At 41.6% G+C, this 24,423-nt stretch carries 20 protein-coding genes; 5 read left to right on the top strand and 15 right to left on the bottom strand.

What is annotated here, in order from left to right; genetic code table 11:
- Window positions 1–105: 105 nt before the first annotated feature.
- The 11 genes from MB09_RS15845 to MB09_RS14765 all read right to left on the bottom strand — a co-directional run bounded on the left by MB09_RS15845 (window position 106) and on the right by MB09_RS14765 (window position 9,683).
- Window positions 106–258: a DUF4295 domain-containing protein gene (locus MB09_RS15845; RefSeq protein WP_076692490.1), complete on the bottom strand. Its 153-nt coding sequence runs from the start codon at window positions 256–258 to the stop codon at window positions 106–108.
- A gap of 8 nt (window positions 259–266) precedes the next feature.
- Window positions 267–449, bottom strand: a complete 183-nt coding sequence (gene rpmG, locus MB09_RS14810; RefSeq protein ID WP_045081706.1) for a 50S ribosomal protein L33 — start codon at window positions 447–449, stop codon at window positions 267–269.
- Window positions 450–476: 27 nt separating this feature from the next.
- Window positions 477–716, bottom strand: a complete 240-nt coding sequence (rpmB, locus tag MB09_RS14805; RefSeq protein WP_014782807.1) for a 50S ribosomal protein L28 — start codon at window positions 714–716, stop codon at window positions 477–479.
- 77 nt (window positions 717–793) lie between these two features.
- Window positions 794–2,041 (bottom strand): competence/damage-inducible protein A, encoded by a 1,248-nt coding sequence (locus tag MB09_RS14800; RefSeq protein WP_045081705.1) that lies wholly within the window; start codon window positions 2,039–2,041, stop codon window positions 794–796.
- Between the two features lies 1 nt (window position 2,042).
- Window positions 2,043–2,384: an Hpt domain-containing protein gene (locus MB09_RS14795; protein ID WP_045081704.1), complete on the bottom strand. Its 342-nt coding sequence runs from the start codon at window positions 2,382–2,384 to the stop codon at window positions 2,043–2,045.
- 1 nt (window position 2,385) lies between these two features.
- A complete protein-coding gene (locus tag MB09_RS14790; protein ID WP_045081703.1) occupies window positions 2,386–2,997 on the bottom strand; it encodes a fumarylacetoacetate hydrolase family protein in 612 nt (203 codons plus the stop codon).
- Between the two features lie 7 nt (window positions 2,998–3,004).
- The gene (locus MB09_RS14785; RefSeq protein WP_045081702.1) at window positions 3,005–3,778 is read right to left on the bottom strand and encodes a 3'-5' exonuclease; all 774 of its coding nucleotides are present in this window, start codon (window positions 3,776–3,778) and stop codon (window positions 3,005–3,007) included.
- A gap of 111 nt (window positions 3,779–3,889) precedes the next feature.
- Window positions 3,890–5,218 carry a dihydrolipoamide acetyltransferase family protein gene (locus tag MB09_RS14780; RefSeq protein ID WP_045081701.1) on the bottom strand — a complete coding sequence of 443 codons (1,329 nt, stop codon included), beginning with the start codon at window positions 5,216–5,218 and terminating at the stop codon, window positions 3,890–3,892.
- Window positions 5,219–5,361: 143 nt separating this feature from the next.
- Window positions 5,362–6,483: a glycosyltransferase family 2 protein gene (locus tag MB09_RS14775; protein ID WP_045081700.1), complete on the bottom strand. Its 1,122-nt coding sequence runs from the start codon at window positions 6,481–6,483 to the stop codon at window positions 5,362–5,364.
- Between the two features lie 3 nt (window positions 6,484–6,486).
- A complete protein-coding gene (recR, locus tag MB09_RS14770) occupies window positions 6,487–7,107 on the bottom strand; it encodes a recombination mediator RecR (protein WP_045081699.1) in 621 nt (206 codons plus the stop codon).
- Window positions 7,108–7,190: 83 nt separating this feature from the next.
- Window positions 7,191–9,683 (bottom strand): T9SS type A sorting domain-containing protein, encoded by a 2,493-nt coding sequence (locus tag MB09_RS14765; protein WP_045081698.1) that lies wholly within the window; start codon window positions 9,681–9,683, stop codon window positions 7,191–7,193.
- 134 nt (window positions 9,684–9,817) lie between these two features.
- On the opposite strand from MB09_RS14765, the gene MB09_RS14760 reads away from it, so the two are divergent.
- Window positions 9,818–11,263 (top strand): sodium:solute symporter, encoded by a 1,446-nt coding sequence (locus MB09_RS14760; RefSeq protein ID WP_045081697.1) that lies wholly within the window; start codon window positions 9,818–9,820, stop codon window positions 11,261–11,263.
- Here the strand turns inward: MB09_RS14760 and MB09_RS14755 are convergent.
- The gene (locus tag MB09_RS14755) at window positions 11,234–11,593 is read right to left on the bottom strand and encodes a CoA-binding protein (RefSeq protein ID WP_045081696.1); all 360 of its coding nucleotides are present in this window, start codon (window positions 11,591–11,593) and stop codon (window positions 11,234–11,236) included. The genes MB09_RS14760 and MB09_RS14755 overlap by 30 nt on opposite strands.
- 373 nt (window positions 11,594–11,966) lie before the next feature.
- Between MB09_RS14755 and MB09_RS14750 the strand changes: the two genes are divergently transcribed.
- A complete protein-coding gene (locus MB09_RS14750) occupies window positions 11,967–14,405 on the top strand; it encodes a TonB-dependent receptor domain-containing protein (protein WP_045081695.1) in 2,439 nt (812 codons plus the stop codon).
- A 195-nt stretch (window positions 14,406–14,600) separates the two neighbouring features.
- Here the strand turns inward: MB09_RS14750 and MB09_RS14745 are convergent, their stop codons facing one another.
- Window positions 14,601–15,608, bottom strand: coding sequence for a 3-oxoacyl-ACP synthase III family protein (locus MB09_RS14745; RefSeq protein WP_045081694.1), 1,008 nt, complete (start codon window positions 15,606–15,608; stop codon window positions 14,601–14,603).
- 138 nt (window positions 15,609–15,746) lie between these two features.
- Here MB09_RS14745 and MB09_RS14740 point away from each other — a divergent pair, with 138 nt between their 5' ends.
- Complete coding sequence (locus tag MB09_RS14740) at window positions 15,747–18,200, top strand: alpha/beta hydrolase family protein (protein ID WP_045081693.1); 2,454 nt, start codon at window positions 15,747–15,749, stop codon at window positions 18,198–18,200.
- A gap of 174 nt (window positions 18,201–18,374) precedes the next feature.
- Here MB09_RS14740 and MB09_RS14735 read toward each other — a convergent pair whose 3' ends face one another.
- Together MB09_RS14735 and MB09_RS14730 are read right to left on the bottom strand one after the other, a co-directional pair.
- Window positions 18,375–19,682, bottom strand: a complete 1,308-nt coding sequence (locus tag MB09_RS14735; protein WP_045081692.1) for an ABC1 kinase family protein — start codon at window positions 19,680–19,682, stop codon at window positions 18,375–18,377.
- Entirely contained in the window at window positions 19,682–20,371 is a 690-nt protein-coding gene (locus MB09_RS14730; protein ID WP_045081691.1) for a TetR family transcriptional regulator C-terminal domain-containing protein, read from the bottom strand. The genes MB09_RS14735 and MB09_RS14730 overlap by 1 nt, the downstream gene beginning before the upstream one ends.
- 220 nt (window positions 20,372–20,591) lie before the next feature.
- Between MB09_RS14730 and htpG the strand changes: the two genes are divergently transcribed.
- Window positions 20,592–22,484: a molecular chaperone HtpG gene (gene htpG / locus MB09_RS14725; RefSeq protein ID WP_045081690.1), complete on the top strand. Its 1,893-nt coding sequence runs from the start codon at window positions 20,592–20,594 to the stop codon at window positions 22,482–22,484.
- Window positions 22,485–22,672: 188 nt separating this feature from the next.
- Window positions 22,673–24,423: HYR domain-containing protein (locus MB09_RS14720; protein ID WP_045081689.1), on the top strand; the 1,751-nt coding region annotated here is incomplete at its 3' end.

Genomic DNA, 24,423 nt, shown 5'->3' with positions numbered 1-24,423 from the left:
TAGATTTTAAATTACCCTCAAGGCGATTTAAAAAACGGAGGGGGAGCAAAAATACGAAAAGCCACCTTCGCAAAAAAGTGGCTTTTCCTTAATATTTTAAGCTGGTTATTTTTTGTTCAACCAGTCGTTTACAAATTCTGGAGCCATGATAGCTTCAGTAAATGTATAAGCTCCTGTTTTTGGCGATTTAACCATTTTTATTGCTTTGGTTAAACGCTTTGAACCTGTTTGTAACGATGCTACTGATTTCTTTGCCATGACTTATATTATTTAATCTCTTTATGAACGGTCATTTTCTTCAAGATTGGATTGAATTTTTTCAACTCCATTCTGTCCGGGGTGTTCTTCTTATTTTTGGTGGTGATGTAACGTGAAGTTCCTGGTTTTCCAGACTCCTTGTGCTCTGTGCACTCCAAAATCACTTGTACTCTATTTCCTTTTTTAGCCATTGTAACAGACTTTATTGATTATTGCAATTATTTAGTTAAAAAGCCTTTTTCGCGGGCTTCTTTCATAACCGCAGAAATACCTTTTTTATTGATGTCTTTTATAGCAGAAGCTGAAACACGTAGGGTAACCCATTTGTCCTCTTCTGGAATATAAAAACGCTTTTTGAGCAAGTTTACATCAAACTTACGTTTGGTTTTATTCATTGCGTGCGACACGTTATTTCCAACCATCGCTTTCTTTCCGGTAAGTTCACAAACTCTTGACATTCCTTAACCTTTTTAAGTTATTTTTAAAACAGGGTGCAAATTTAAGTAATTCTTTTGTGATGTACAACAAAAGAAAATTAGTTTTTTGAAATTTCTTTTAACAACATCTCCAAGGCTTTGTTTGCCGCCTTTTCAATAACCCGATAGCGGTCGTTTCCGAAACTAAACTTCTCTGAAACAACGCCATTTGGCGTGCCTATTGCAATACATACTGTGCCTACCTCATCTTCCCCATCACCCTTTGTGGGGCCCGCAATACCTGTGGTGGCAATGGAGTAATCCGATTCAAAAAGTTTGCAGCATCGTTTGGCCATTTCTTCAGCAACTGGAATACTCACCACGTTATATTGCTCGATAATGTTTTTGGGCACACCCAAGATTTTGGTTTTAAGACCCGTGTCATAGGGAATAATTCCTCCCATAAAGGCAGATGAAGCGCCGGCATATTGGGTGATTTCGGAGGCAATTCTGCCCCCGGTACAACTTTCTGCCACGCTATAGGTCATCCCCTTTTCCGTGAGGATTTTTCCGATCAACTCTGCAATGGAGGTTTCACCCTCAAAGCCCACGGCAATATCGGAAAGCATTTCTTCCAAAATTTCCATTTGTGAGTCCACACTTTTCTCCAATGCCTTTTTATCTTTCCCTGTAGCCGAAAGCCGTAAGCGGACTTTTCCCAAGGAAGGCAAATAGGCAAGTTTGATGTCTTCCGGCAATTCGTTTTCCCAATCGGCAATCCTTTCGGCAATGGCACTCTCCCCCAGTCCATAGGTTATAAGCGTTTTGTGATATATATGCGGCCTGTTGAAGCATTTTATTACCCGCGGTAAAACTTCTTCCTGTAAAAGATGTTTCATTTCATACGGTACACCCGGAAGCGAAACAAAAACCACTTCATCCACATCCATCCACATGCCGGGGGCTGTGCCGTATTGGTTCATCAAGATAGTAGCCTTGGAGGGAACCATTGCCTGGCGGAAATTTGCCGGCAGCGGTTTGTTGAGTTGGTATTTTTTGAAGAGTTCTTTTACATTATCTATCACGGCGGGATCTTCCACTAAAGTATCCCCGAAAAAATCACAGAACGTTTGTTTGGTAACATCGTCCTTTGTGGGACCCAAGCCGCCGGTTATTATAACCAGATCGGCATGTTTTTTTGCGTCTTCAAATGCTTGTAGAATATGTTTGCGGTCATCTTGCACCGAGGTAATCTGATAGACTTTTATGCCCACCTTATTCAATTCTTTTGAAATATAGGCTGAATTGGTATCAACAATCTGGCCTATGAGAATCTCATCGCCTATGGTAATTATTTCTGCAAGCATGTTATAGTTGGAAGTCTTGTCTCAGCTCGTCAAATACGTGGTTTAAGGTGCTAAGTACATTCTCTAAATGTGGGAGGACTGTAGCCTTACTTTTGGATGTCTTTGACCATGCTTCAATACTGGTAATATCCTTAAGCGCATCTATACCAAACATCTCAATATTTGGTTTCATTTTATGGGCAAATTGGTATGCCAATTCCCTGTTTTCATTCTCGATGGCTTCTTCCATGGAGTGCAAATCGGGTGGAATTTCATCTAAAAATGTCTGTGCCAATATTTTTAGGAAATCCTGATCCCCATCAGCGATTTCACTAAGATTCTCCTTTGCATAATATTTGGTCATCTCACTTAACTTTTATGGAAAACATTTCGGTTTCCTCTATAAACCCCTTCAAAACATCGTTGGTTTCAACCTTGCCAACACCTGCGGGAGTTCCGGTAAAGATAATGTCCCCGATTTTCAGCGTAAAATATTTTGAAATATATTCGATTAAAGCATCGATTTTCCACATCATCAGCATAGAATTGCCATTTTGGACGGTATTTCCGTTGCGTTCTAGGCTGAAATTTATATTATTCACATCCTTAAATTGCTCTTTTTCAATGAATTTTCCGATAACTGCGGAACCATCAAAAGCTTTCGCCTTTTCCCAAGGAAGTCCTTTTTCCTTTAAGTCGGCCTGCAGATCTCTAGCCGTAAAATCAATACCCAAACCTATTTCATCATAATATTTATGGGCAAATTTCCGGTCTATATGTTTTCCTATTTTATTGATACGGACCAATAATTCCACCTCGTGGTGCACTTCATTTGAAAAATCTGGAATAAAGAACGGCTGTTTCTTTAACAATATTGCAGTATCTGGCTTTAAAAAAATAACGGGATCGGTTGGTTTTGCGTTATCCAGTTCCTTAATATGGTCTGCATAATTTCGACCTATACAGATTATCTTCATTATAAATTTAGAATTTTGTATTTAACTTTTGAAGCCGAATGCGGGTGAGCACCTGTTTTGTGTACAGCGGAAAATCGGCGTTCAACAACCAGCCAAAGTAGCCAGAATCTTTCTCCAAAATTTCAGTTACCAAATTTCCCTTATACTTTCCAAAAGAGAAAATCTCGATACCGTCTTCGTTATAACTTATAAAACCTGCAAAATCGGCATGATCGCGGTGTGAACTGAAATCGGCCAAATAATTGACATCGTTTTGAAGCTCCGGATACCTGTCCAATTGCGCCTTCAATACTTCGTAGGTTGCATTTGTATCGGCAGCGGCGCTGTGGGCATCGGTTAGATCCTTATTGCAGTAAAACTTATAGGCAGCCTCGAGTGTGCGCTTTTCCATTTTGTGGAAAATAGTCTGCACATCTACCGAAAGGGCTTTTTTCATATCAAAATCCACTTCGGCGCGAAGCAATTCTTCCGCAAGCAACGGAATGTCAAAACGGTTGGAGTTGAACCCGCCCAGGTCGCTATCCTTAATCAACGCATATATTTTTGGCGCCAATTCCTTAAATGTTGGTTCGTTGGCAACCATTTCATCAGTAATTCCGTGGATTGCCGATGCGCCCTCAGGAATAGGCATTTCGGGATTTACGCGCCAGGTGTGGCTTTCCTTGTTTCCGTTTGGAAAAACCTTTAAAATGGCTATTTCCACAATTCGCTCCGTTGCCACGTTTACCCCAGTGGTTTCAAGGTCGAAAAAGCAAATCGGTTTTTTTAAGTTGAGTTCCATTGTTTTGTTTTGTGGTGCAAAGATACTTTTAATTGAAGTTTTGAGGGTGCATAAAAATCAAAAAGGGAGATTTTGAATTCAAAACCTCCCTTTTCGCAATATGTATTCGAATTAAATTTCTCGGTTAACGTCCCACGCTTCCAAATAGTCGGCTACGCGTTTTACGAATTGTCCGCCCAAAGCGCCATTTACCACACGGTGGTCGTAACTGTGCGAAAGGAACATTTTATGGCGAATCCCGATAAAATCACCTTCCGGGGTTTCAATTACCGCCGGTACTTTTCGGATTGCGCCCAATGCGAGAATACCCACTTGCGGTTGGTTGATAATTGGCGTTCCCATAATACTTCCGAAAGTTCCCACGTTTGTAACGGTGTACGTTCCACCCTGTATTTCGTCGGGTTTCAATTTATTTTCGCGAGCGCGGGTCGCAAGGTCGTTCACCGCTTTGCTCATTCCCACCAAATTCAATCGGTCTGCATTTTTAATTACCGGCACAATAAGGTTTCCGTCCGGCAGGGCTGCCGCCATTCCCAGATTTATATTTTTACGTTTGATGATATTGTTGCCGTCCACCGCAATATTCATCATCGGGAAGTCTTTCAGCGCCTTTGCTACGGCTTCCATAAATATTGGGGTAAACGTTAAATTTTCGCCTTCCCTTTTTGCAAAGGCACCTTTCACCTTATTTCTCCAGTTCCAAACATTAGTAACATCGCACTCCACGAAAGACTGCACGTGCGCCGAAGTTTGAGTGCTTTCAATCATATGGTGGGCAATGAGCTTGCCCATTCGTGTCATTTCAACTATTTCATCCTCCCCGCTTACGGAAACCGGAGCCTTTGGTTTTGCTGGTTCTGTGGCTTGCGCTTTGGCAGTTTGGGGATTTTTGGCCTCCACTACTGTCTGCGGCTGTGGAGTTGCAGTTTTTGAAGTAGCGCGATTTTCAACATATTCCAAAATATCGTTTTTGGTTACGCGCCCGTCTTTTCCGGTGCCCGAAATTGCGTCCAGTTCTTCCTGTGAAATATTCTCGGCAGCCGCAATATTCTTTACCAAAGGTGAATAAAACCGGTCGCCGGTATTTTCAATCTTTGCTTGTGTGGTCTCCTTGGCAGTTTCCACTTGCTTTTCCACTTCCTTCACAATTTCGGGCGAAGGAGCGCTTTCCGCAGTTGTCTTTTCCGTTCCGTTGCTTCCGGCAGTTTCAATTATGGCGATGGTCTGGCCTACTTGCACCACATCATCAACGTTGAAAAGCTTTTCGACCAAAATGCCATCTACTTCGCTGGGCACTTCGCTATCTACCTTATCGGTAGCAATTTCAAGTACAGCTTCATCAGCCTCAATGGTGTCGCCCACTTCCTTTAGCCAGTTGGTCAACGTTGCCTCTGCAACGCTCTCACCCATTTTGGGCAGTTTCAATTCAAATTTTGCCATAACTATTGATGTACGATTTTCAATTTACAATTTTTTGACTTTGAATTAATCATTCCCACACTCCCCAATCACCACTCATCGATCACTACTCAAAAATCGTTGCAAAATTAGTTAAAATTTGTTCGTTCTGGGTTTCAAATTTCTTAAAAAACAACCACACCGCCCTTTTCGTCGCTTTGGTCGCTTCCTATTATGAAATTACAACCCGGTGGCCGTATGCGGAAACGGTTGTTCTGCCCTTTTAACTGTTTCATCAATTTGAAGATTTCTTTATAGGAAATATATTCGGCATCATAGACCAAGAGACTGTTTTTGAGCACTATCTGAAAATGCACATTTTTTGAAACCATCTGGAAAACGGTTGCGGTGGAAGCCGATAGTTGCTCCAGAAGCTCGATATTTTCAGTGAAGAAATAATTTCGCTCAAGGTTTGGCAATGGCACCACTTTCTTATCGGCAGAAATTTTATGTGCGGCCTTTGCCAATGCGACGCCGGCAGAAACGGAACTTTCCAAAAGAAAATTTTTGTTGAAATGCTTTCGGTAAAAAATTTGCATTGCCCCGTAAAAACGTTCAAAATAAGCATCGTCCTTTTTGGTGCTCTCCCCTTTGTAGTGAAGCACCGTTGTACTTCCCAGGTAGTGGTTTTGGTAGCCGGCCTTGGTTATTTTGTAGCTGAAATCTATGTCTTCCCCGTACATAAAATAATCCTCGTCAAAACCGCCCACTTCGTGGTAAATACTTCTTTTTAAAAGCATAAAGGCCCCAACGAGTACCTCTACTTTGCCCTGCTCTGTTTCCGGAATTTGGTTGGCGTAGTATTTTTTTGTGAAGCCGGTAATTTTTAAGAGTGAAACCTTTGGCGTGGGAAGGTTGCGTTTGCTCTCGGGAAGGAAATGTCCGGTGCCATCCATTAAATAAACACCCAAGGCACCAATGTTTTCAATACTTTCGTAATATTCCACGGCTTTTCTAAAAGTATCTTCAGAAACTGCTGTGTCTGGATTTAAGATACAAACGTACTCGCCTTTTGCAACGGCCACAGCTTGGTTATTCGCTTTGCTAAAACCTACGTTCTCCTTGTTTTCAATCAAAACAACCTTGGGAAAAAGAGTCTTGACCATTTGGCAGCTATCGTCTTTTGAAGCATTGTCAATGACTATTATTTCAGCATCCCAATGCTCCGTAGCTTTCTGGACTGAACGAATGCACTGCTCCAAAAAATAACGCACATTATAATTGAGAATAACGACTGAAAGCTTCAAGGTTTAGGTGTTTTTTAGGGAAGATTCAAAAGGAATTCGGTGCAGAATACTTCGGCCGAGGGTAACCTCATCCGCATACTCAAGCTCATCGCCTACTGAAATTCCACGGGCAATGGTGGTGGTAGTTATATTATAGGGTTCAATTTGCTTATAGATGTAAAAATTGGTGGTATCGCCTTCCATCGTAGAACTGAGCGCAAAAATAAGTTCGCGCACGTTGCCAGTCTTAACCTTCTCCACTAAGGAAGGAATGGTTAAATCGCCGGGACCGATACCGTCCATCGGCGAAATTTTTCCACCCAAAACGTGGTAGTGGCCACGGTACTGGCTGGTGTTCTCAATGGCCATTACATCGCGAATGTCTTCCACCACACAAACCAATTGCTCATCGCGGCGTGGGTTCGCACAAATCTCACAGAGTTTTGTATCGCTGATGTTGTGGCAATTTGCACAAAAATTTATTTCCTCGCGCATTTTTACCAAGCCCGCTGCCAATTTTTGTGATTGTTCTTTAGGCTGTTTCAGCAAATGAAGCACGAGTCGAAGCGCGGTACGCTTACCAATTCCGGGGAGTTGGGACATTTCGTTTACCGCATTTTCAAGAAGTTTTGAAGAAAATTCCATAGTATTTTTACAGCAGCCAAGTTAAAAAAAATGCTTCAGAAAAAGAGACTTTTCCTGAAGCATTCCTATTATAAAAGTGATTCTTAATTTATAAGAAGTTTTTTAGTCGCCGTACCCTCTTCACTATTTATACGAACGAAGTAGGTTCCGCTGGAAAGAGAGGAAACATCAACCGAATGCCTGTTCGAAATTGAAGATTCGGTTTCATAAATAAGAAGTTTTCCGGAAATATCGAAAACCCGAACTTCTGCCTTCGTAGCTTTTGGCAGCGCAATGGTAAATTGTGCAGTTGCAGGGTTTGGGTATAAGGAAACGCCGTTATTTGAAATTCTATCGTCAACTCCCGCGGTGCCCGTAACCAATGGAGAAACCCATAGGCCTCTTCCGTAAGTTCCGGCGTACAATAGACCACCTACTTTGTTTATTTCCAGTTCGTTAACATATACATTCGGCAGCAAATTGCTATAGGGCTGCCAGTCTGTAAACGTATTGTCTATATAATAAATTCCGTAATCCATACCTAAATACAGTCCGTCTGCGCCGTTATCGTCCCAAACCAGAGCCAATGCACTAAAATTAGGAAGATTCTTTTTATAGCTGGTCCATGTAGCGCCACCATCATTTGAAACATATACGCGGTCAGTTGCCGTAGTAGCTACGGCCACTTTATTAGGATTTGTGGGGTGTATGGCTATTGAATTGATGATACCGCCCGGCCTTGTCGGTTGAACCCAATCGGTTGCCCCACCGTCTGTTGTCTTAAAAAGCAATGATGATCTGGAGGCATACATTATTTGATTATCGGAAGGAGCTATTTTTAAATTATCAAGGTTTCCACCGAAGTTCTGTGAAATAGGCGTCCATGTGCCACCCAAATTCGTTGATTTATAAATCACATTATAACCCACATAAATCACATTATTGGTTATGGGATCCTGTTCAAAAGGAGTGACCCAATTCCCCGACCCACTTCCAGGTTCGCTAAGACCAACATATGAATTTCCACCATTGTTGGAACGATAAAGTTGCCCCCCTTGAGTGGTGCCAAATAGAATATTACTGTTGGTTTTATCTATAAAAGATTCCATACCATCGGCGCCCAGCCAATCTTTCCAGCCTGTTGCAGCCTTATAAAAAGAGGTTCCATTGTCTTGGGAGCCTCCCGAAACAATTACATCTGGAGTTTGGGAAACCCCAATTTTATAGAATTGGCGTATGCCGAGCCCATTTGTTAAATCTTCGTAATAATTGGCAGAAACCGTCGACGTGTTATCCGCCTTAAATACACCACCATCGGTCACTGCAAACAATGAAGTGCCATAAAACTGAAGATCGTCCACATCGGCATGGCAATAGCCTATATTTTGTGAAGCCGCGTTTCCAGGTATCCAATCTGAAGTACAAGAAAAAGTGACACCACCATTGGTAGAACGCCATGTAAGAATTCCTGCAATATGTACCTCATTAACATTTGTCGGATTTACCGCAATACCCATATCGCGGGGAGCTTGACCACTATTGTCATTTCCGCTGGTGCTATATCCAAAAAAGTTAAGCCCTCCATTGTTCAATTTTGTGAATGAACTACCGCTATCATTTGAAGTATAGAAACCGCCAAATCTACCACTGTTAGCCTCCAATACATATACCACGTCAGGGTTATCTGCGGAAACGCCAATCATTTTTGGCCCAGAGGTGAAACCACCTATTGTAGAAAAGGTAGCGCCCCCATCAGTAGATTTGTGAAAACCGCTGCCAGAAGCATATACCACTGAAAAATCTCCCGGTTTGAATTCTACATCATAACCATTATTATCTCCTGATATTACTTTTATCCAATTGACACCCGCATCTTCTGTTCTGTAAATTCCAGAGTTTTCAGCAGTCGCAAAAATCATGTTTGTATTGGAAGGATTTATTACAATTTTATTTACCCTGCTGTTTCCAATGCTTCCCAACAAATTCCAGGTAGCACCGGCATCGGTGGATTTGAAAATTTTTCCACTATTAGATCCGAAAAAATACGTATCCGAATCCGTTGGATCAATTGCTACAGAATAAACCGATAAATTCGAAAAATAGTCGCTAAGTGGGGTCCAAGTCTGGGCTCCATCGTCTGTTCTCCATACACCACCCGTGTTTGCGCCCACAATCATATGGTTTGCATCCCCTTCATCTATAGCAAGACCTGTAAGTCTGCCTACGCCAGGATTCCATCCTGAAGTTGCGCTCCAAGATTTAGGGCCCAATTCCTGCCAGTTATCGGGAAGTACATTTCTACCTGCAGCGGTTTCATTTAGATATGCGTTCCACTGCTGAAGTTCATCCAAGCGCTCTTCAGTCGTGGGAAGGTATCCATTTTCCTTTACCCTTCTTAGTGCGTTGTACTCCCATCTTTTAAATTGTTTGTATCCACTGCCACGTCCTTTATCCTTATCGGCAAAATAGGCTTCGGCACTATCAATTATCTCTTGTACTTTGTAAGTACCTGCATCAATCATTTGTAGATATTCCTGTGCCTGAACGACAAAAGAACCGAAAAACAAACCAAAAAGCAGTAGTAATTTAATTCGCATTTTATTAATTTTTAGGGAGTTACATTGTTAATTATTCAAAGATTTCAAAAGTATTAAAAATAAAAATGGTGGGGAAACCAAACTTTGTATTTTTACCGAAAAAGAATTTCTAAACCATTGAAGTCTTAAATTTTATGCAACCCTTACACATTCTGCTACTTATCCTTGGTTATTTTTTGGTTTTAATACTCATATCCTACTTTACCAATAAGGGCGGCAGCAATGCAGACTTCTTTAAAGCCGGAAAACAATCGCCCTGGTATTTGGTTGCCTTCGGAATGATTGGCGCCTCGCTCAGCGGCGTTACTTTTATCTCAGTTCCAGGCTGGGTGGAAGCTTCAAAATTTAGTTATTTTCAAGTAGTTTTGGGATATACCGTGGGTTACGCCGTTATTGGCACGGTGCTGCTTCCGCTCTACTACCGTTTAAATTTGACTTCAATTTATACTTATTTGGAAGGACGTTTCGGGAATGCATCCTATAAAACCGGAGCATCGTTTTTTCTGCTTTCAAGGGTAGTTGGAGCGAGTTTTCGGTTGTATTTAGTGGCGGTGGTGCTGCAAAGCCTGATTTTTGACCAAATGAATATTCCGTTTTGGGTGACGGTTACTATCACAATTTTACTTATTTGGCTTTATACCTTCAAAAGTGGAATAAAGACAATCGTGTGGACCGATACGCTGCAAACGCTGTTTATGTTAATAGCCGTTGGCGTTTCGGTGTATTATGTTTCCACAGATTTAGGTCTTTCGGGAAGCAGTCTTTTCAATTTTATTGCCGATAGCGATATGAGCCAGATTTTCTTTTTTGACGATTGGAAATCGGTCGACCATTTTGTAAAACAATTTATTAGCGGTGCATTTATCGCGATAGTAATGACGGGACTGGACCAAGACATGATGCAGAAAAACCTGACCTGCCGCAATCTGAAGGATGCCCAGAAAAATATGTTTTGGTTTACTATTGTTCTGACCATCGTAAATTTTGTGTTTTTGGTTTTAGGTTTACTGCTTACGGTTTACGCAGCACAGAATGGGATTGACGCCCATAAAGACCAATTGTACCCAACGCTGGCAATGCAAAACGAATTCGGTTTTGGGGTTGCAATTCTTTTCATTTTAGGATTGATTGCCGCAGCTTACAGCAGTGCCGATAGCGCTTTAACCGCGCTGACCACGTCTTTCAGTATTGATATTTTGGGAATTGAGAAAAAGTATGACGAAGCAAAACAGGTACGCGTTCGCAAAATGATTCACATCTTGGTTTCCTTGTTACTTATTTTGGTAATTATAATTTTCAAATATGTAATCGCAGATGCTTCGGTAATTGCGAAACTTTTTGTTTTTGCGGGTTATACCTACGGTCCCCTTTTAGGGCTTTACGCGTACGGACTTTTTACGAAATGGAACGTAAAGGATAAATTGGTGCCCGTGGTGGCCATATTGACTCCGTTTTTGGGATATGCAATTAGCGCCCTCAGCGCGGCATACCTAAATTTCGAATTCGGATTTTTTATACTTATCCTGAATGGCGCGCTTACCTTCTTCGGTTTAATATTGATTCGTACCCAAAAGAACTAAGGTGCAGGCCACTTCAAATGCAATCTTGTTCTTTCTGAGAATTTCGTAAAATTCAGGATTTTCCGTGCCTGGATTGAAAACGACGCGTTTCGGCTTCAACGAAACGATATAATCGTAATATTCCACTTGGCGTTTCGGATTTAGATAGAGGGTTACCGTGTCAATATCTTCAAAGTGTTCCTTTTCCGTGGCAATGGTTGCGCCTGCTACCTCTCCTGTTTTAAGGCCCACCGCCTCCACGGGATGCCCATATTTTACCAAACGATTTATGGCAATGTTTGAATATCTTCCCGGATTGAGGCTTGCGCCCAGTACTAATGTCTTTTTCATTCTGATAGTTTTTTTATGAAAATACAATACTCTTCAGCAAGATTTCATAAATGTTCGTTAAAATGAGGTGGGGCTTGAAACATTCGGAAGATTTCAACGTCTATATAGTACTTACACTTCATTCTTTACTGCGACAATTTTTACGTTGATGGTTAGTGTTAATGATAGCAGTAAAGATTCAAACCCGGAGCACCCGCTTCGGGTTTGTTTTTTTAAACTTTTTCTAAAAAAATTGTAACAGAAAAAAATATACATCGTCTTTTATATAGAAATACGAAAACATTTGCGCCTTTAGTATGTTATACAAGGTAATATTTAATGCAATATAATGGTATTTTATTTCATTAATCATTAACATCAATCAATCACACAAATGAAAACAATTTTAGTTTTGATCGCCTGCATCACCTTCGGAATACTCAATGCCGCGGCAGGCCCCACAGAAGATTCCGGTAACATCTATGGCCGGGTGACGGACAAAGTCCTAAATGAACCTCTCCCCTATGTAACAGTAGTAGTAAAAAAATTAAATGGTGAAATTATTACTGGCGCAGTAACCGACGATGCGGGAAAATTTGAAATCCATAAAATACCGGAAGGCCGCTGCAACATTAGCATCCAGTACATAGGCTATAAAGTATTTACCACGGAAATAAATATTACAAAAGGAAATGCAACTATTGACTTGGGCAACATATTGTTGGAAGAAGACATTGCGTCCTTGGATGAAGTGAATATTGTAGCCGAGAGATCAACGATTGAACAACGCTTGGACAAAAAAGTAATAAACATTGGTAAAGATTTATCTACCGCGGGACCGACTGCATCAGATATTATGAACAATTTGCCTACCGTGAGTATCGACCCACAATCTGGAGAGCTTTCCATGCGCGGCAATGAGAATGTGCGCGTGATGGTGGACGGAAAGCTCTCAAACATTCCAGTTGCCCAATTGCTAAAGCAGATTCCGTCTTCGTCAATCAAACAAATAGAGCTGATCACTAACCCTTCGGCAAAGTACAATCCCGAGGGAATGAGCGGATTGATCAACATAATTCTTCATAAAAACGTGAATGTGGGCTTTAATGGAAATGCTTCCGTAGGGCTAACTTTTAGGGAAAACGCAAAATTCAATGCGGGCTTGGATATGAATTACCGCAATGGCAAATTTAACTTTTACACCAACCTGGGTAACAATGTTTCCAAACACGAAAACAACGGTCTCATTACGCGTTCACTCAATAATTCCAGAGAAGTAATCCACTTTTTGGATGACAGTAAATCCAATCTCTTCAAAGTGGGACTGGACTTTTACTTAAATGAAAAAAATACGCTGTCCTTTTTCACAAACCAAAACATATATGACGGAAAAGGAAATGGAAGCTCCACTATCTTCTATTTGGATCAACCATCTCTCAACCAGGAACAGTTGTTTTTTTATGGCAATGAAAATATCGCTTCACAATATAATTTTGATTACAAAGTAAGTTTTGATGAAACTGAGCATACTTTGGAATTGGAAGCAGATTATAATGTATTTTCAAATGAAACTGATGGAAAATATGTCTTTAACGGGGCCTCACCTCTAGAAAATTTTAAAGACAGTGATGAAACGGACCGCAGCCAACTTACCGTGAACCTCGATTATGTAAATCCGTTATCAGAAAGTTTAAAAATTGAAGCGGGTGCCGAAGCAAGACTATTTGAAACGAAGATAGATTTTGCCTCAAATGGCCAAAGCTATAACGCCAATGGCGAATTGGTGCCCACGCCTTCAACCCATTTTGAATACGTGCGAGATATTTATTCATTTTACACTACGGTTGGAAAAACCTTTGAAAAATGGTCCTATCAATTAGGAGCGCGAATTGAAAATGTTAGCGTACAAGCCGACACTAACAATGTACAGGCCTTTACTAACGACTACTTTCAAATATATCCCAGTGCCTTTGTAACTTACTCTCCTTCGGAAAAAAACCAGTATCAGCTTAGTTATAGTCGGAGAGTGGACCGTCCGGGACTTGATCAGGTAAATCCTATTCGCGAGTTTAGTACGCCATTGATTTCTTCTTACGGAAATATCAATCTTGAGCCTCAGTTTACCAATTCCATAGAGGCCAATTACACAAGAAATTTAGATGCGGGCAGCATTACCGCAGGCATCTTTTATCGCATTGTGGATAACGAAATAAACCGAGCCATACTTGTGGACCGCACAAATCTAGATCGCTCCATATTAACTTTCCAAAATTTTGAAAGCACAGACTCCTACGGACTCGAAATTTCGGGAAATTATAAACCTACCAAGTGGTGGAGTGTCAACAGCAGTTTTGAACTCTATAAGAAAACCCAAAAAGGAATCACCGAAATTTTTGAAAATCCTACGGGAACGCCTGCGGTAGAAGATATTGTCACCCAAGTTGCGGAAGTTGATAACGTATCATGGAATGTGCGAATGATGAATAATTTCACCGTCACAAAAAATCTTACGTTCTCCGCTTTCGGATTGTACCGCGCTAAGAACAAAGGCATTCAGTTTGAATCGGAACCACGTTATTTCGTTAATCTGGGCGCACGATACAGCTTATGGGAAGGCCGAGGAACTTTCAGCGTAAATTACAACGATGTTTTTGATTCCATGAAATTTGCCTTCAGCGGTGATACGCCTTATCCACAGAGCGGTGAATTCAAAAATGAAAGCAACACCATTTACGTGGGATTAACTTATAGATTTGGCGGCGGAAACTATCGCGCAAAAAGCCGAAAAAGTAGAGATGATAACACATCATCCGGTGGCGGAGGGCTGTTTTAAACCGTTATTCTTTTGTTAAAAAAGATTTCGTAATGAAACTAATATAGATTTCAACTCGTCTATTAAGTACAATACCTAAAATTTCATTTTATAATTTATTTGAATTAGCCTTTTAACGAATTATACCTTTTTTAGGTAAAACAAAAGCCTTTCAGTTTTCCTGAAAGGCTTTTTATATTTTCAACCGAAACATTATTACCATCTAATAATAGCACTTCCCCACGTGAAGCCACTCCCGAAGGCTGCCAAAACCACAAGATCGCCTTCCTTGATTTTTCCTTCTTCCCACGCTTCCGTCAGTGCGATTGGAATGGATGCTGCCGTAGTGTTTCCGTATTTTTGAATGTTGTTGAAAACCTGCTCGTCAGTCAATTTCATTTTTTGTTGAATGAATTGTGAAATGCGAAGATTGGCCTGATGCGGAATCAACATATCAATATCTTCCACCTTCAAATTATTGGCCTCCAACCCTTCCTGAATAACCTCAGCAAAACGGACAATGGCGTGCTTAAACACAAACTGTCCGTTCATCACCGGATAATACGGGATGTCTTCCTGTGGGTTTTCGGCAATTATTTCCGGCACCCAGTGTTCGGTGCTCGGGCCTTTTAGAGAGAGCTCATTTTTATGTTGCCCTTCGCTGTGAAGATGGGTGGAGAGAATACCTCCCTTTCCGGTTTCATTTCTGGAAACAACTGCTGCCCCCGCGCCGTCGCCAAAAATAACCGACACGTTTCTGCCGCGCGTGGTCATATCCAGTCCGCCGCTGTGGTTTTCGCTACCAATCACTAAAATATTTTTATACATTCCCGTTTTTACAAATTGATCCGCCACTGAAAGCGCATACACAAACCCACTGCACTGGTTGCGAACGTCCAAGGCCGGAATGGTCCGCATTCCCATAATTTCCTGCACTTCTACCCCACCGCCCGGAAAATACATATCTGGACTCAGCGTAGCAAAAACAATCATATCTATATCGTTTGGCTCAAGTTTGGCACGTTCCAACGCAATGGTTGAAGCCTTTACCCCCATCACCGAAGTAGAATTGCCATCGCCCTTTTTTATATGCCGCCGTTCTTTAATGCCCGTGCGCTCTTGAATCCAAGCGTCGTTGGTGTCCATTAATTTTGAAAGATCGTCGTTGGTTACAACATTTTCGGGCACATAATAGCCCAATCCTGTAATTTTTGAAGTGTACATTTAATTCAATTTAAAATAGTTCCGAAAGATAACCATATACCGCTTTTAAAGGAAACAAAACTCAGTTTATATAGTATGCGTGCATAGCAAATACGTTCTCCTAAATTTCAATATCTTTAGAACTTAAATTTTACACTTATGAAAAAATTCATCGCCATTGTTACCCTTCTCCTGTTATCAGGAAATTTTATTGCACAGGAAAAACTCACCTATCAAAAACCGCCAAAGGAAATTCTGGAGCTTGTGGACGCGCCCCTGGCCCCTTCCGTTTGGATTGACAGCAATGGTGAAAATGTGGTCCTTTTTTATCGCGATGCATACAAATCTATCGCGGAGCTTTCCGAAGCTGAATTGCGGTTGGGCGGACTTCGGATAAATCCAAAAACCAACATCGGTAGCCGAACCCGGTTTTACAACAATATAAAAGTGAAAAAGGCTTCCGAAAAAGATGCTCGGCAAGTAGCGGGAATACCCAGCAATCCACGGCTTTCAAACTTTACCATTTCACCCAACCAAAAAATGGTTGCCTTTTTAAATACGGTGGAAGATGGGGTACAACTCTGGCTGGCAGATATTGAAAACGGTACCGCCACACAACTCAGCAATCTAAAAGTGAACGCTAATATGGGTAATCCTATTAATTGGTTTAAAGACGGCAGCGCGTTGTTGGTAAATGTAATTCCCAAGGATAGAAAAGAATTGATAAATACTGACGAAGCAGTTCCCGATGGGCCAACCATTACCGTAAGCGATGGTGAAAAGGCACAAAATAGAACTTATCAGGATTTGCTTAGCAGTCCAAACGACGAATTTAATTTTGAGCAATTGGCGCTTTCGGAAATAAAAAAGATTTCATTGGACGGAAAAGTGGCCGATTTTCTTCCCACAGCCATGTACGACGAGCTTGATTTTTCGCCCGATGGCAATTATGTAATGGTAAATACCATTAAAAGACCGTTCTCCTATATTGTGCCGTACAGCCGATTTCCTTTTGAAACTACTATTTACAGCAGCCAAGGGAAACTCATCCAAAAAGTGAACGATGTAGCGCTGAACGAAGTAGAACCGAAAGGTTTTATGGCAACCCGAATGGGCAAAAGGAGAATGGATTGGCGTGCCGATAAACCCGCAACCATTTATTGGGCCGAGGCATTGGACAAAGGCGATCCGGAAGTAAAAGTAGATTATCGTGATGCCGTTTACCAGTTGGAAGCTCCATTCAACGAGAAGGAAAAACTGCTTTTGAAAACGATAAACCGCTATTCAGGAATTACTTGGGGGAACGATAATCTTGCAATTGCTTCGGATTATTGGTGGAACGACCGGAATACAAAATCGTATCTGTTCAATCCTTCAAATGCTTCGGAAACGCCAAAGATTATTTTTGATAGAAATTATCAGGACAGATATAACGACCCCGGCAATTTTGTAACCGCCCGAAACGATTTTGACGAAAGGGTTCTCGAAATAGTTGATGGCAACGCCTTTCTGATGGGCGATGGTTTTTCGGACAAGGGACAGTTTCCGTTTGTGGATGAATTCAACTTAAAAACACAAAAGACGAAACGCATCTACCAGTCCGAATATACCGATAAGCTGGAAAATCTGAATTCGGCAATCGATATGAAAAAAGGGAAGATTTTAGTGCGGATAGAATCGCAGAACGAATACCCCAATTATTACTTCAGAAATATTAAAAAGAAGAATGATTTAACGCCAGTTACATCATTTGAAAATCCTTTTAAGAGCATCCAAAATGTACACAAGGAAGTGATTACTTACAAACGCGACGACGGCTTGGAGCTTGAGGGCACTTTGTACTTGCCAATTGGGTACGACAAAGAAAAGAAAGAAAAAATGCCGATGCTTCTTTGGGCCTATCCACGTGAATTTAAGGACAAAAATAGCGCCTCGCAAAACACAACGAATCCCAATGAATTTATTTATCCGTACTACGGCTCGCCCATTTATTGGGTAACCCAGGGCTATGTGGTCTTGGACGATGCTGCATTCCCAATTGTGGGCGAAGGTGATGAAGAGCCTAATGATACTTTTAGGACCCAATTGGTGGGAAATGCCAAAGCCGCCATTGATGCCGTTGATAAAATGGGCTATATCGATAGAAACCGTGTAGGCGTGGGCGGCCATTCCTACGGTGCGTTTATGGTTGCGAACCTTTTGAGCCATTCCGATCTTTTTGCTGCTGGAATAGCCCGAAGCGGTGCATACAATAGAACCCTTACGCCTTTTGGTTTCCAAAGTGAGGAGCGCAGCTATTGGGATTCTCCCGAAACCTATAATATAATGTCTCCTTTTATGCACGCCGACAAAATGAAAACCCCTTTGCTGCTTATCCACGGCGAAGCTGATAATAATTCCGGCACTTATCCGCTGCAAAGTGAGCGTTATTTTAATGCTTTAAAAGGTTTGGGAGCAACTGCAAGACTGGTTATGCTGCCGAAGGAAAGCCACGGCTACAGTGCAAAGGAAAGCATTCTGCACGTGCTATGGGAACAGGATCAATGGCTCGACAAATACGTAAAAAACAAAAATGAAAACCCGGTGAATGTTTCCGAGGAAATGAAGCAGTAGCTGAAAATACAAAAAAAGGGCGCATAAAATGCGCCCTTCTTAAACAACCTAACCAATTAAATAATAGAATATTTTTACTTTTTCATAGCAATTTAATATTCGATTACTCCCTGTAAAGATACCACACTTTGTTTAGTGTAATTGTTAAAGGATTAAACAAAGTTTTGTTAAAGTTTAAACGTAATTCTTATAATTATTTATCGTGACCTTCGCTCCCAAATCGTTCATCAAATTATAAAGACCAAAAAAAGTTCGGTTTATATATAGAAAATGTTTGGAGCCGCGATTCCCGTTCATTTTTCGAAGCTCGGTATCCTTTGAATATTTATTGCTCAGTTCGGCAATCTTTCCGAAGAATTCTTCGTCGGAAAAATCAAAGCTTTCGCTATGAAAAGGTTGGGTGAAAAGACTTAGCATTTCGTGGAACAGCTCTGAAAAAAACTTTGTTTCCTCGGGGGAATCTTCCTTTTTTAAAATTTCCAAAGCATACATTTTTTCCAAAAATACTTCCGGATTGTTGATGTTTTCTGGTTTTGCCAATTCAAAATAAGGCACATAGAATTCCTCGGGAACGGTTTTTACGCAACCAAAATCTATCGCAATCAGGTTTGCATCTTCATTCACCAAAAAATTTCCGGGATGCGGATCTGCGTGCACACGCTTCAATTGGTGCATTTGGAACATATAGAAATCCCACAACGTCTGCCCTACTTTTTGGGCTTTTACCCTATCGGTATTCGTTTGGGTGAATTCTGAAAGGTGCTGCCCCGTCATCCAGTCCATTGTGATTATGCGCTCGCCGGAAAGTTCTTCGTAATACTTCGGAAATTTTAAATTTGGAATGTTTTTACAGGCATCGGTGATTTCCTTACTCTGTTCCACTTCCAACAAATAGTCGGTTTCTTCCAGCAATTTATCTTCCACTTCCCTGAAATATTTGTCGCTGTCCTTTCCTTTTATATTGAACATTTTCATTGCAACCGGCTTCACCATGGCCAGATCACTGCTGATGCTTTCCGCAACGCCGGGATATTGTATTTTTACCGCCAAGTTTTTACCGTCCTTAGTGGCCTTGTGCACTTGCCCAATACTCGCCGCCGCAACCGATTCGGCATTAAAGGTGTCGTAAAGGCTTTCGGGCGTATCGCCAAAATATCTTTTAAAAGTTTTGCGGACCAAAGGCGCGGAGAGCGGCGGCACCTGAAATTGCGCCAACGAAAATTTTTCAACATAGGCCTTTGGCATAATGTTTTTTTCCATACTCAGCATTTGCGCCACTTTCAGCGCGCTGCCCTTCAGGTTTTTCAGGCCGTCGTAAATATCCTCTGCGTTGCTTTCGTTCAATTCGTCTTTTGTCGTTTCAGAATTGACGAGCTTTTTGCCGTAATACTTCAAATAATTGCCGCCCACTTTTACGCCGGTGGTCATCAATTTTGAAGCGCGCTGGATTTTATTCGTGGGAATTTTGTCTATCGTCTTCATTAGGCCATTTTTTCTTTCCATAAAAATTTTCCAAAGTCAAGCACGCTTTCCAGCGGCTGGGTATCGAAAACATCAAAAATGGCACGTACCGATTTCTCGATGGCGATATCTGTATTTTCAAAACCTGCAGAGTTATCGTCCATCCAGTATTTCAATAGGAAAAGGGTTTGAATCCAAGCCCCTTCGGAAAAAACGGTTACCGATTGTTTCAGGATTTTCAGCTTTTTATCTTCGTTGTTTTCACGTATCAAATCTGCCGCGAAATGCTTTATATTATGCCGAAGTCCTTTTAACTGGCTCAAATTCCTCATCATATTTTGATGTTCCCTTAAGGTGAAAAGAATATAGCTGCGGTTTAGGGTTAACAGTTCAAAAAAGGTATAAAAAAACGTAAGCATTTTTTCTTGATTGGAATAGGCGGAATAATGCTCGTCCTTATTCGCCAAAAGAATTGTTTTCTTGTAAAACGAATTCCAAACTTCCATTTGCAGTCCTTCAAAAGAGCCGAAATGTTCGTAGAATTCCGCTTCGGTAAAATTGTTCTCTTTACAAAATTTAAAAACGCTGAGCGGTGCTTTTTCCTTGGTTAAAACCCAATCCATATATGCAGAAATTATTTTATCTGCACTCACGCTTTTTTTTGAAGTTGATTTTTTTGCTTTTTCTGTTTTGTTTGTTGCCGTTGCCATGGTGTTTGAATATTTGTTGTTATGGAATAGGTCGTTATTCTAATGCAAAGATAACCACTGTTTAATGTTTTTATCGATTAGTTAAACAAAATGTTCTGTTAAAGTTTAGCAGAAAGGTTTATTATTATGAGGTGACAACGTGGCAGAAGTGAGAGGCTTGGTATTTTATTTGACTATTAGGAAATGAATTAATAGCATTATTAAATAAAACATAAGAAATATGAGCAAAGGAACTATTAATGTATCGGTGGATAATATCTTCCCGCTGATCAAAAAGTTTTTATACAGCGACCACGAGATTTTTCTTCGTGAATTGATTTCAAACGCAACGGATGCTACGTTAAAAATGAAGCATTTGGCGAACATCGGCGAAGCCGAAGGCGTGGAATATGGCGATCCAATTATTGAAGTGAAACTGGACAAAAAGAAAAAGGAACTTCGCATAATCGACCAAGGAATTGGGATGACGAAGGAAGAGGTTGAAAAGTACATCAACGAAATCGCTTTTTCTGGCGCCGAGGAATTCATTGAAAAATACAAGGACAAAAACGGAAAGGATGCCGGCATTATTGGGCATTTCGGTCTTGGGTTTTATTCCGCGTTTATGGTTGCAAAAAAGGTGGAAATCATCACTAAAAGCTACAAAGACGAGCCAGCGGTGCACTGGATCTGCGACGGTTCGCCGGAATTTACCATTGAAAAAGCCGACAAAAAGGAAAGAGGAACCGAGATTATTCTTCACATAGCCGACGATTCTACCGAATTTTTGGAAGAAAGCCGCATCCGTGAGTTGTTGGTGAAGTATAACAAGTTTATGCCGATTCCGATTAAATTCGGAACGCGCACCGAAACCCTTCCAAAACCCGAAGACGCAAAAGAAGAGGACAAAGCGCCAACAAAGGAAGTTGACAATATCATCAATAATCCAAACCCGGCGTGGACAAAGCAGCCGACTGAGTTGGAGGATAAAGATTATAATTCCTTTTACAGGGAGTTGTACCCAATGCAGTTTGAGGAGCCGCTTTTCCACATTCACCTGAACGTTGACTACCCGTTCAATCTTACCGGAATACTATATTTTCCGAAGATGACAAACGATATGAGCATTCAAAAGGATAAAATCCAGCTCTATCAAAACCAGGTATTCGTAACCGATAATGTGGAGGGAATCGTGCCCGAATTTTTGACGATGCTTCGGGGGGTTATTGACAGTCCGGACATTCCCCTAAACGTTTCGCGTAGCTATTTGCAGGCCGATGGCGCTGTGAAAAAGATTTCGAGCTACATAACCCGAAAAGTTGCAGATAAGTTGAAAAGTCTTTTCAACAACGATCGCGAAGGCTTTGAAAAGAAATGGAACGATATCAAAATCGTTATTGAATACGGAATGCTGACCGAAGATAAGTTCTTCGAAAAAGCGCAGGATTTTGCACTGTATCCAACAGTTGATGACAAATATTTCACCTTTTCGGAATTCAAGGAAAAAATAAAAGACGTACAGACCGATAAGGATGATAATCTTGTGATTCTTTACGCTTCCAACAAAGAAGAGCAACACAGCTATATAGAAGCCGCAAAAGAGAAAGGCTATGAAGTATTGCTTTTGGATTCGCCAATAGTTGCACACTTGCTTCAAAAAGTGGAAAGCAAGGAGGAGAAAATTTCCTTTGTACGCGTGGATAGCGATCACGTGGAAAACCTCATCAAAAAGGACGATGCGCAGGTTTCAAAACTTTCCGACGAAGAAAAAGAAACATTGAAAACCTTTTTGGACGGCGTTATTCCGAAGGGAAAATTCAGCGTACAATTGGAGGCTTTGGACAGCAATGCAAATCCGTTCATCATTACCGAGCCCGAATTTATGCGCAGAATGAAAGATATGCAGAAAACCGGCGGTGGCGGTATGTTTGGTATGGGAGGCTTCCCGGAAATGTATAATTTGATCGTAAACACCAATCACGAATTGGTAAGCGAAATCTTAAATACCAAGACCGATAAGAAGAAAGAACGATTAGTAAACCAAGCTTTGGACTTGGCAAGATTGAGCAAAAATTTACTCAAAGGAGAAGAGCTAACGGCGTTTATAAAACGCAGTTACGAGATGATTAAATAAGAAAAATTTTCTAAAAGGATAAAAGGTCATTGCCAAAAAGACGGTAATGGCCTTTTTTTATTGATAGTCTAGGCACAAAGACATTAATTTAAGGATGCTTCATATTTTAACATAAAAACTTATAAACAGTTGTTTCATTTTAGAAATTTTAACATACATTTAGTGCTCTAACTGTAAATCGTTTAATTATGAAAAAAATTACATTTTTGATCTTATCGGCATTGATGTTGTCAACGTTCAGTTGGCATCTTAATGCACAGACGTACTCGGGTGCGGGAACACCCACCCCGATACCCGCCACGGGCACTGGTGGCTTTCCTTGTACTGGTGGTCCTACCGTATCTACGGCCAATGTGCCGTTAACGGGAGTTATAGGCACTGCGCCGGGTGAATATCAAATAACTTCCTTGGCCTTTAACATTGTCCATACTTGGGCAAGTGATATTGACCTTGCCCTTTTAACTCCTGGTGGTTCCACACTAGATATAACCTCAGATAATGGAGGTAGCAGTGGTTTTGATACTGCCGCCACCTTGATTATTCGCGACGATGCTCCCACTGCTGTGAATACTTGGTCAAGTGGCGCACCTTCTGCAAATGGCTATAGAGCTGAGGCTGGCTTATTGAATACCCTGCTTGCAGGTCAGACGGTTAATGGCAACTGGACCATCAATATTTGCGACGATACGGGAGGTGACTCAGGAACTCTTAACAGTTATCAAATCACGTTTGTAATGAATCCGGTCACCGTGGGCGATCCACCAGTAATTGTGTGTCCATCAGACATTACTGCAAATAACATACCCGGCACCTGTGGAGCCGTGGCAAACTATTCTGCTCTTGCTATTGATACCGAGGACGGTAATATCTCTGGGGATATCGTATCTACCCACCCAAGTGGAAGTACTTTTCCTGTAGGCGTTACTACCGTAACACTATCGGTTACTGATAGTGATGGGAATACTTCTACCTGCGACTTTACTGTTACCGTTCTGGACAATGAGGCCCCTATGGCCGTTTGCCAGGATATCACTGTGGATCTTGATCCCGTTACCGGAATGGCAGTGATTACCGCCGCCGATGTGGACAACGGTTCTACGGACAACTGCGGTATAGCATCCATGAGCTTGGACGTTTCCTCTTTCGATTGCTCAATGACCGGTGCGAACACCGTTACATTAACTGTTACCGACAACTCTGGAAATTCTACAACCTGTACCTCAACGGTTACGGTGCAGGACGTTACCGCGCCCGAGGTTTTCTGTGTGGGCGGATTTGGAATCTTTACCGAGTCTGAGGACTTTGAGGGTGCCAATATCCCGACCGGATGGACAACTGTAATAGAAGCCGGTGCGCGTGATTGGCAATTTGGATCTGGTGACATGCCTATAGGTCCTGACTTCTCTTCTAATGCAGCAATTTTTAACGATGATGCCGCGGGAAGTGGACAGACCAATCTTGTAAGATTGTTATCTCCTGTTTATGACCTGACCGGAGCTTCCAACGTAACCGTTGGTTACGACGCAGCCTTCAGAGAGTTCGGAAACCAAGAGTTTATCGTAGAGGTTTACGACGGTTCCGCTTGGCAACAAATAGCACTCTATGACGAAAACTTGACGGCAATTCTGACCGAATCATTTGATGTTTCCGCTTATGTTAACGCATCCTTCCAGGTACGCTATACCTTTGACGACCTTGGCGGATGGGGCTGGGGCGCTGGCGTGGACAACTTCCTGTTGACCTACGAAGCGGCCGCGGGCGGTGGCCTTGACGTTTTCCTTGACGCGAACGGTATGGCCTCAATCAGCCCCAACGATCTTGTGACCGGTGTTAACGAAGCTTGCGGATATACTATTTCCGCTGCCGGAACGGGCGGCGGCTCTATGGAAACGCTTACCACCACCTTTGCCGGCGGGAACGGCCTTGACGGCGCCATGTT

Source organism: Aequorivita vladivostokensis, from assembly GCF_000952855.1.
Taxonomy (GTDB): domain Bacteria; phylum Bacteroidota; class Bacteroidia; order Flavobacteriales; family Flavobacteriaceae; genus Aequorivita; species Aequorivita vladivostokensis.
Note: the sequence above shows the minus strand (reverse complement) of the source record. Positions and strands in the feature narration are given on the sequence as shown.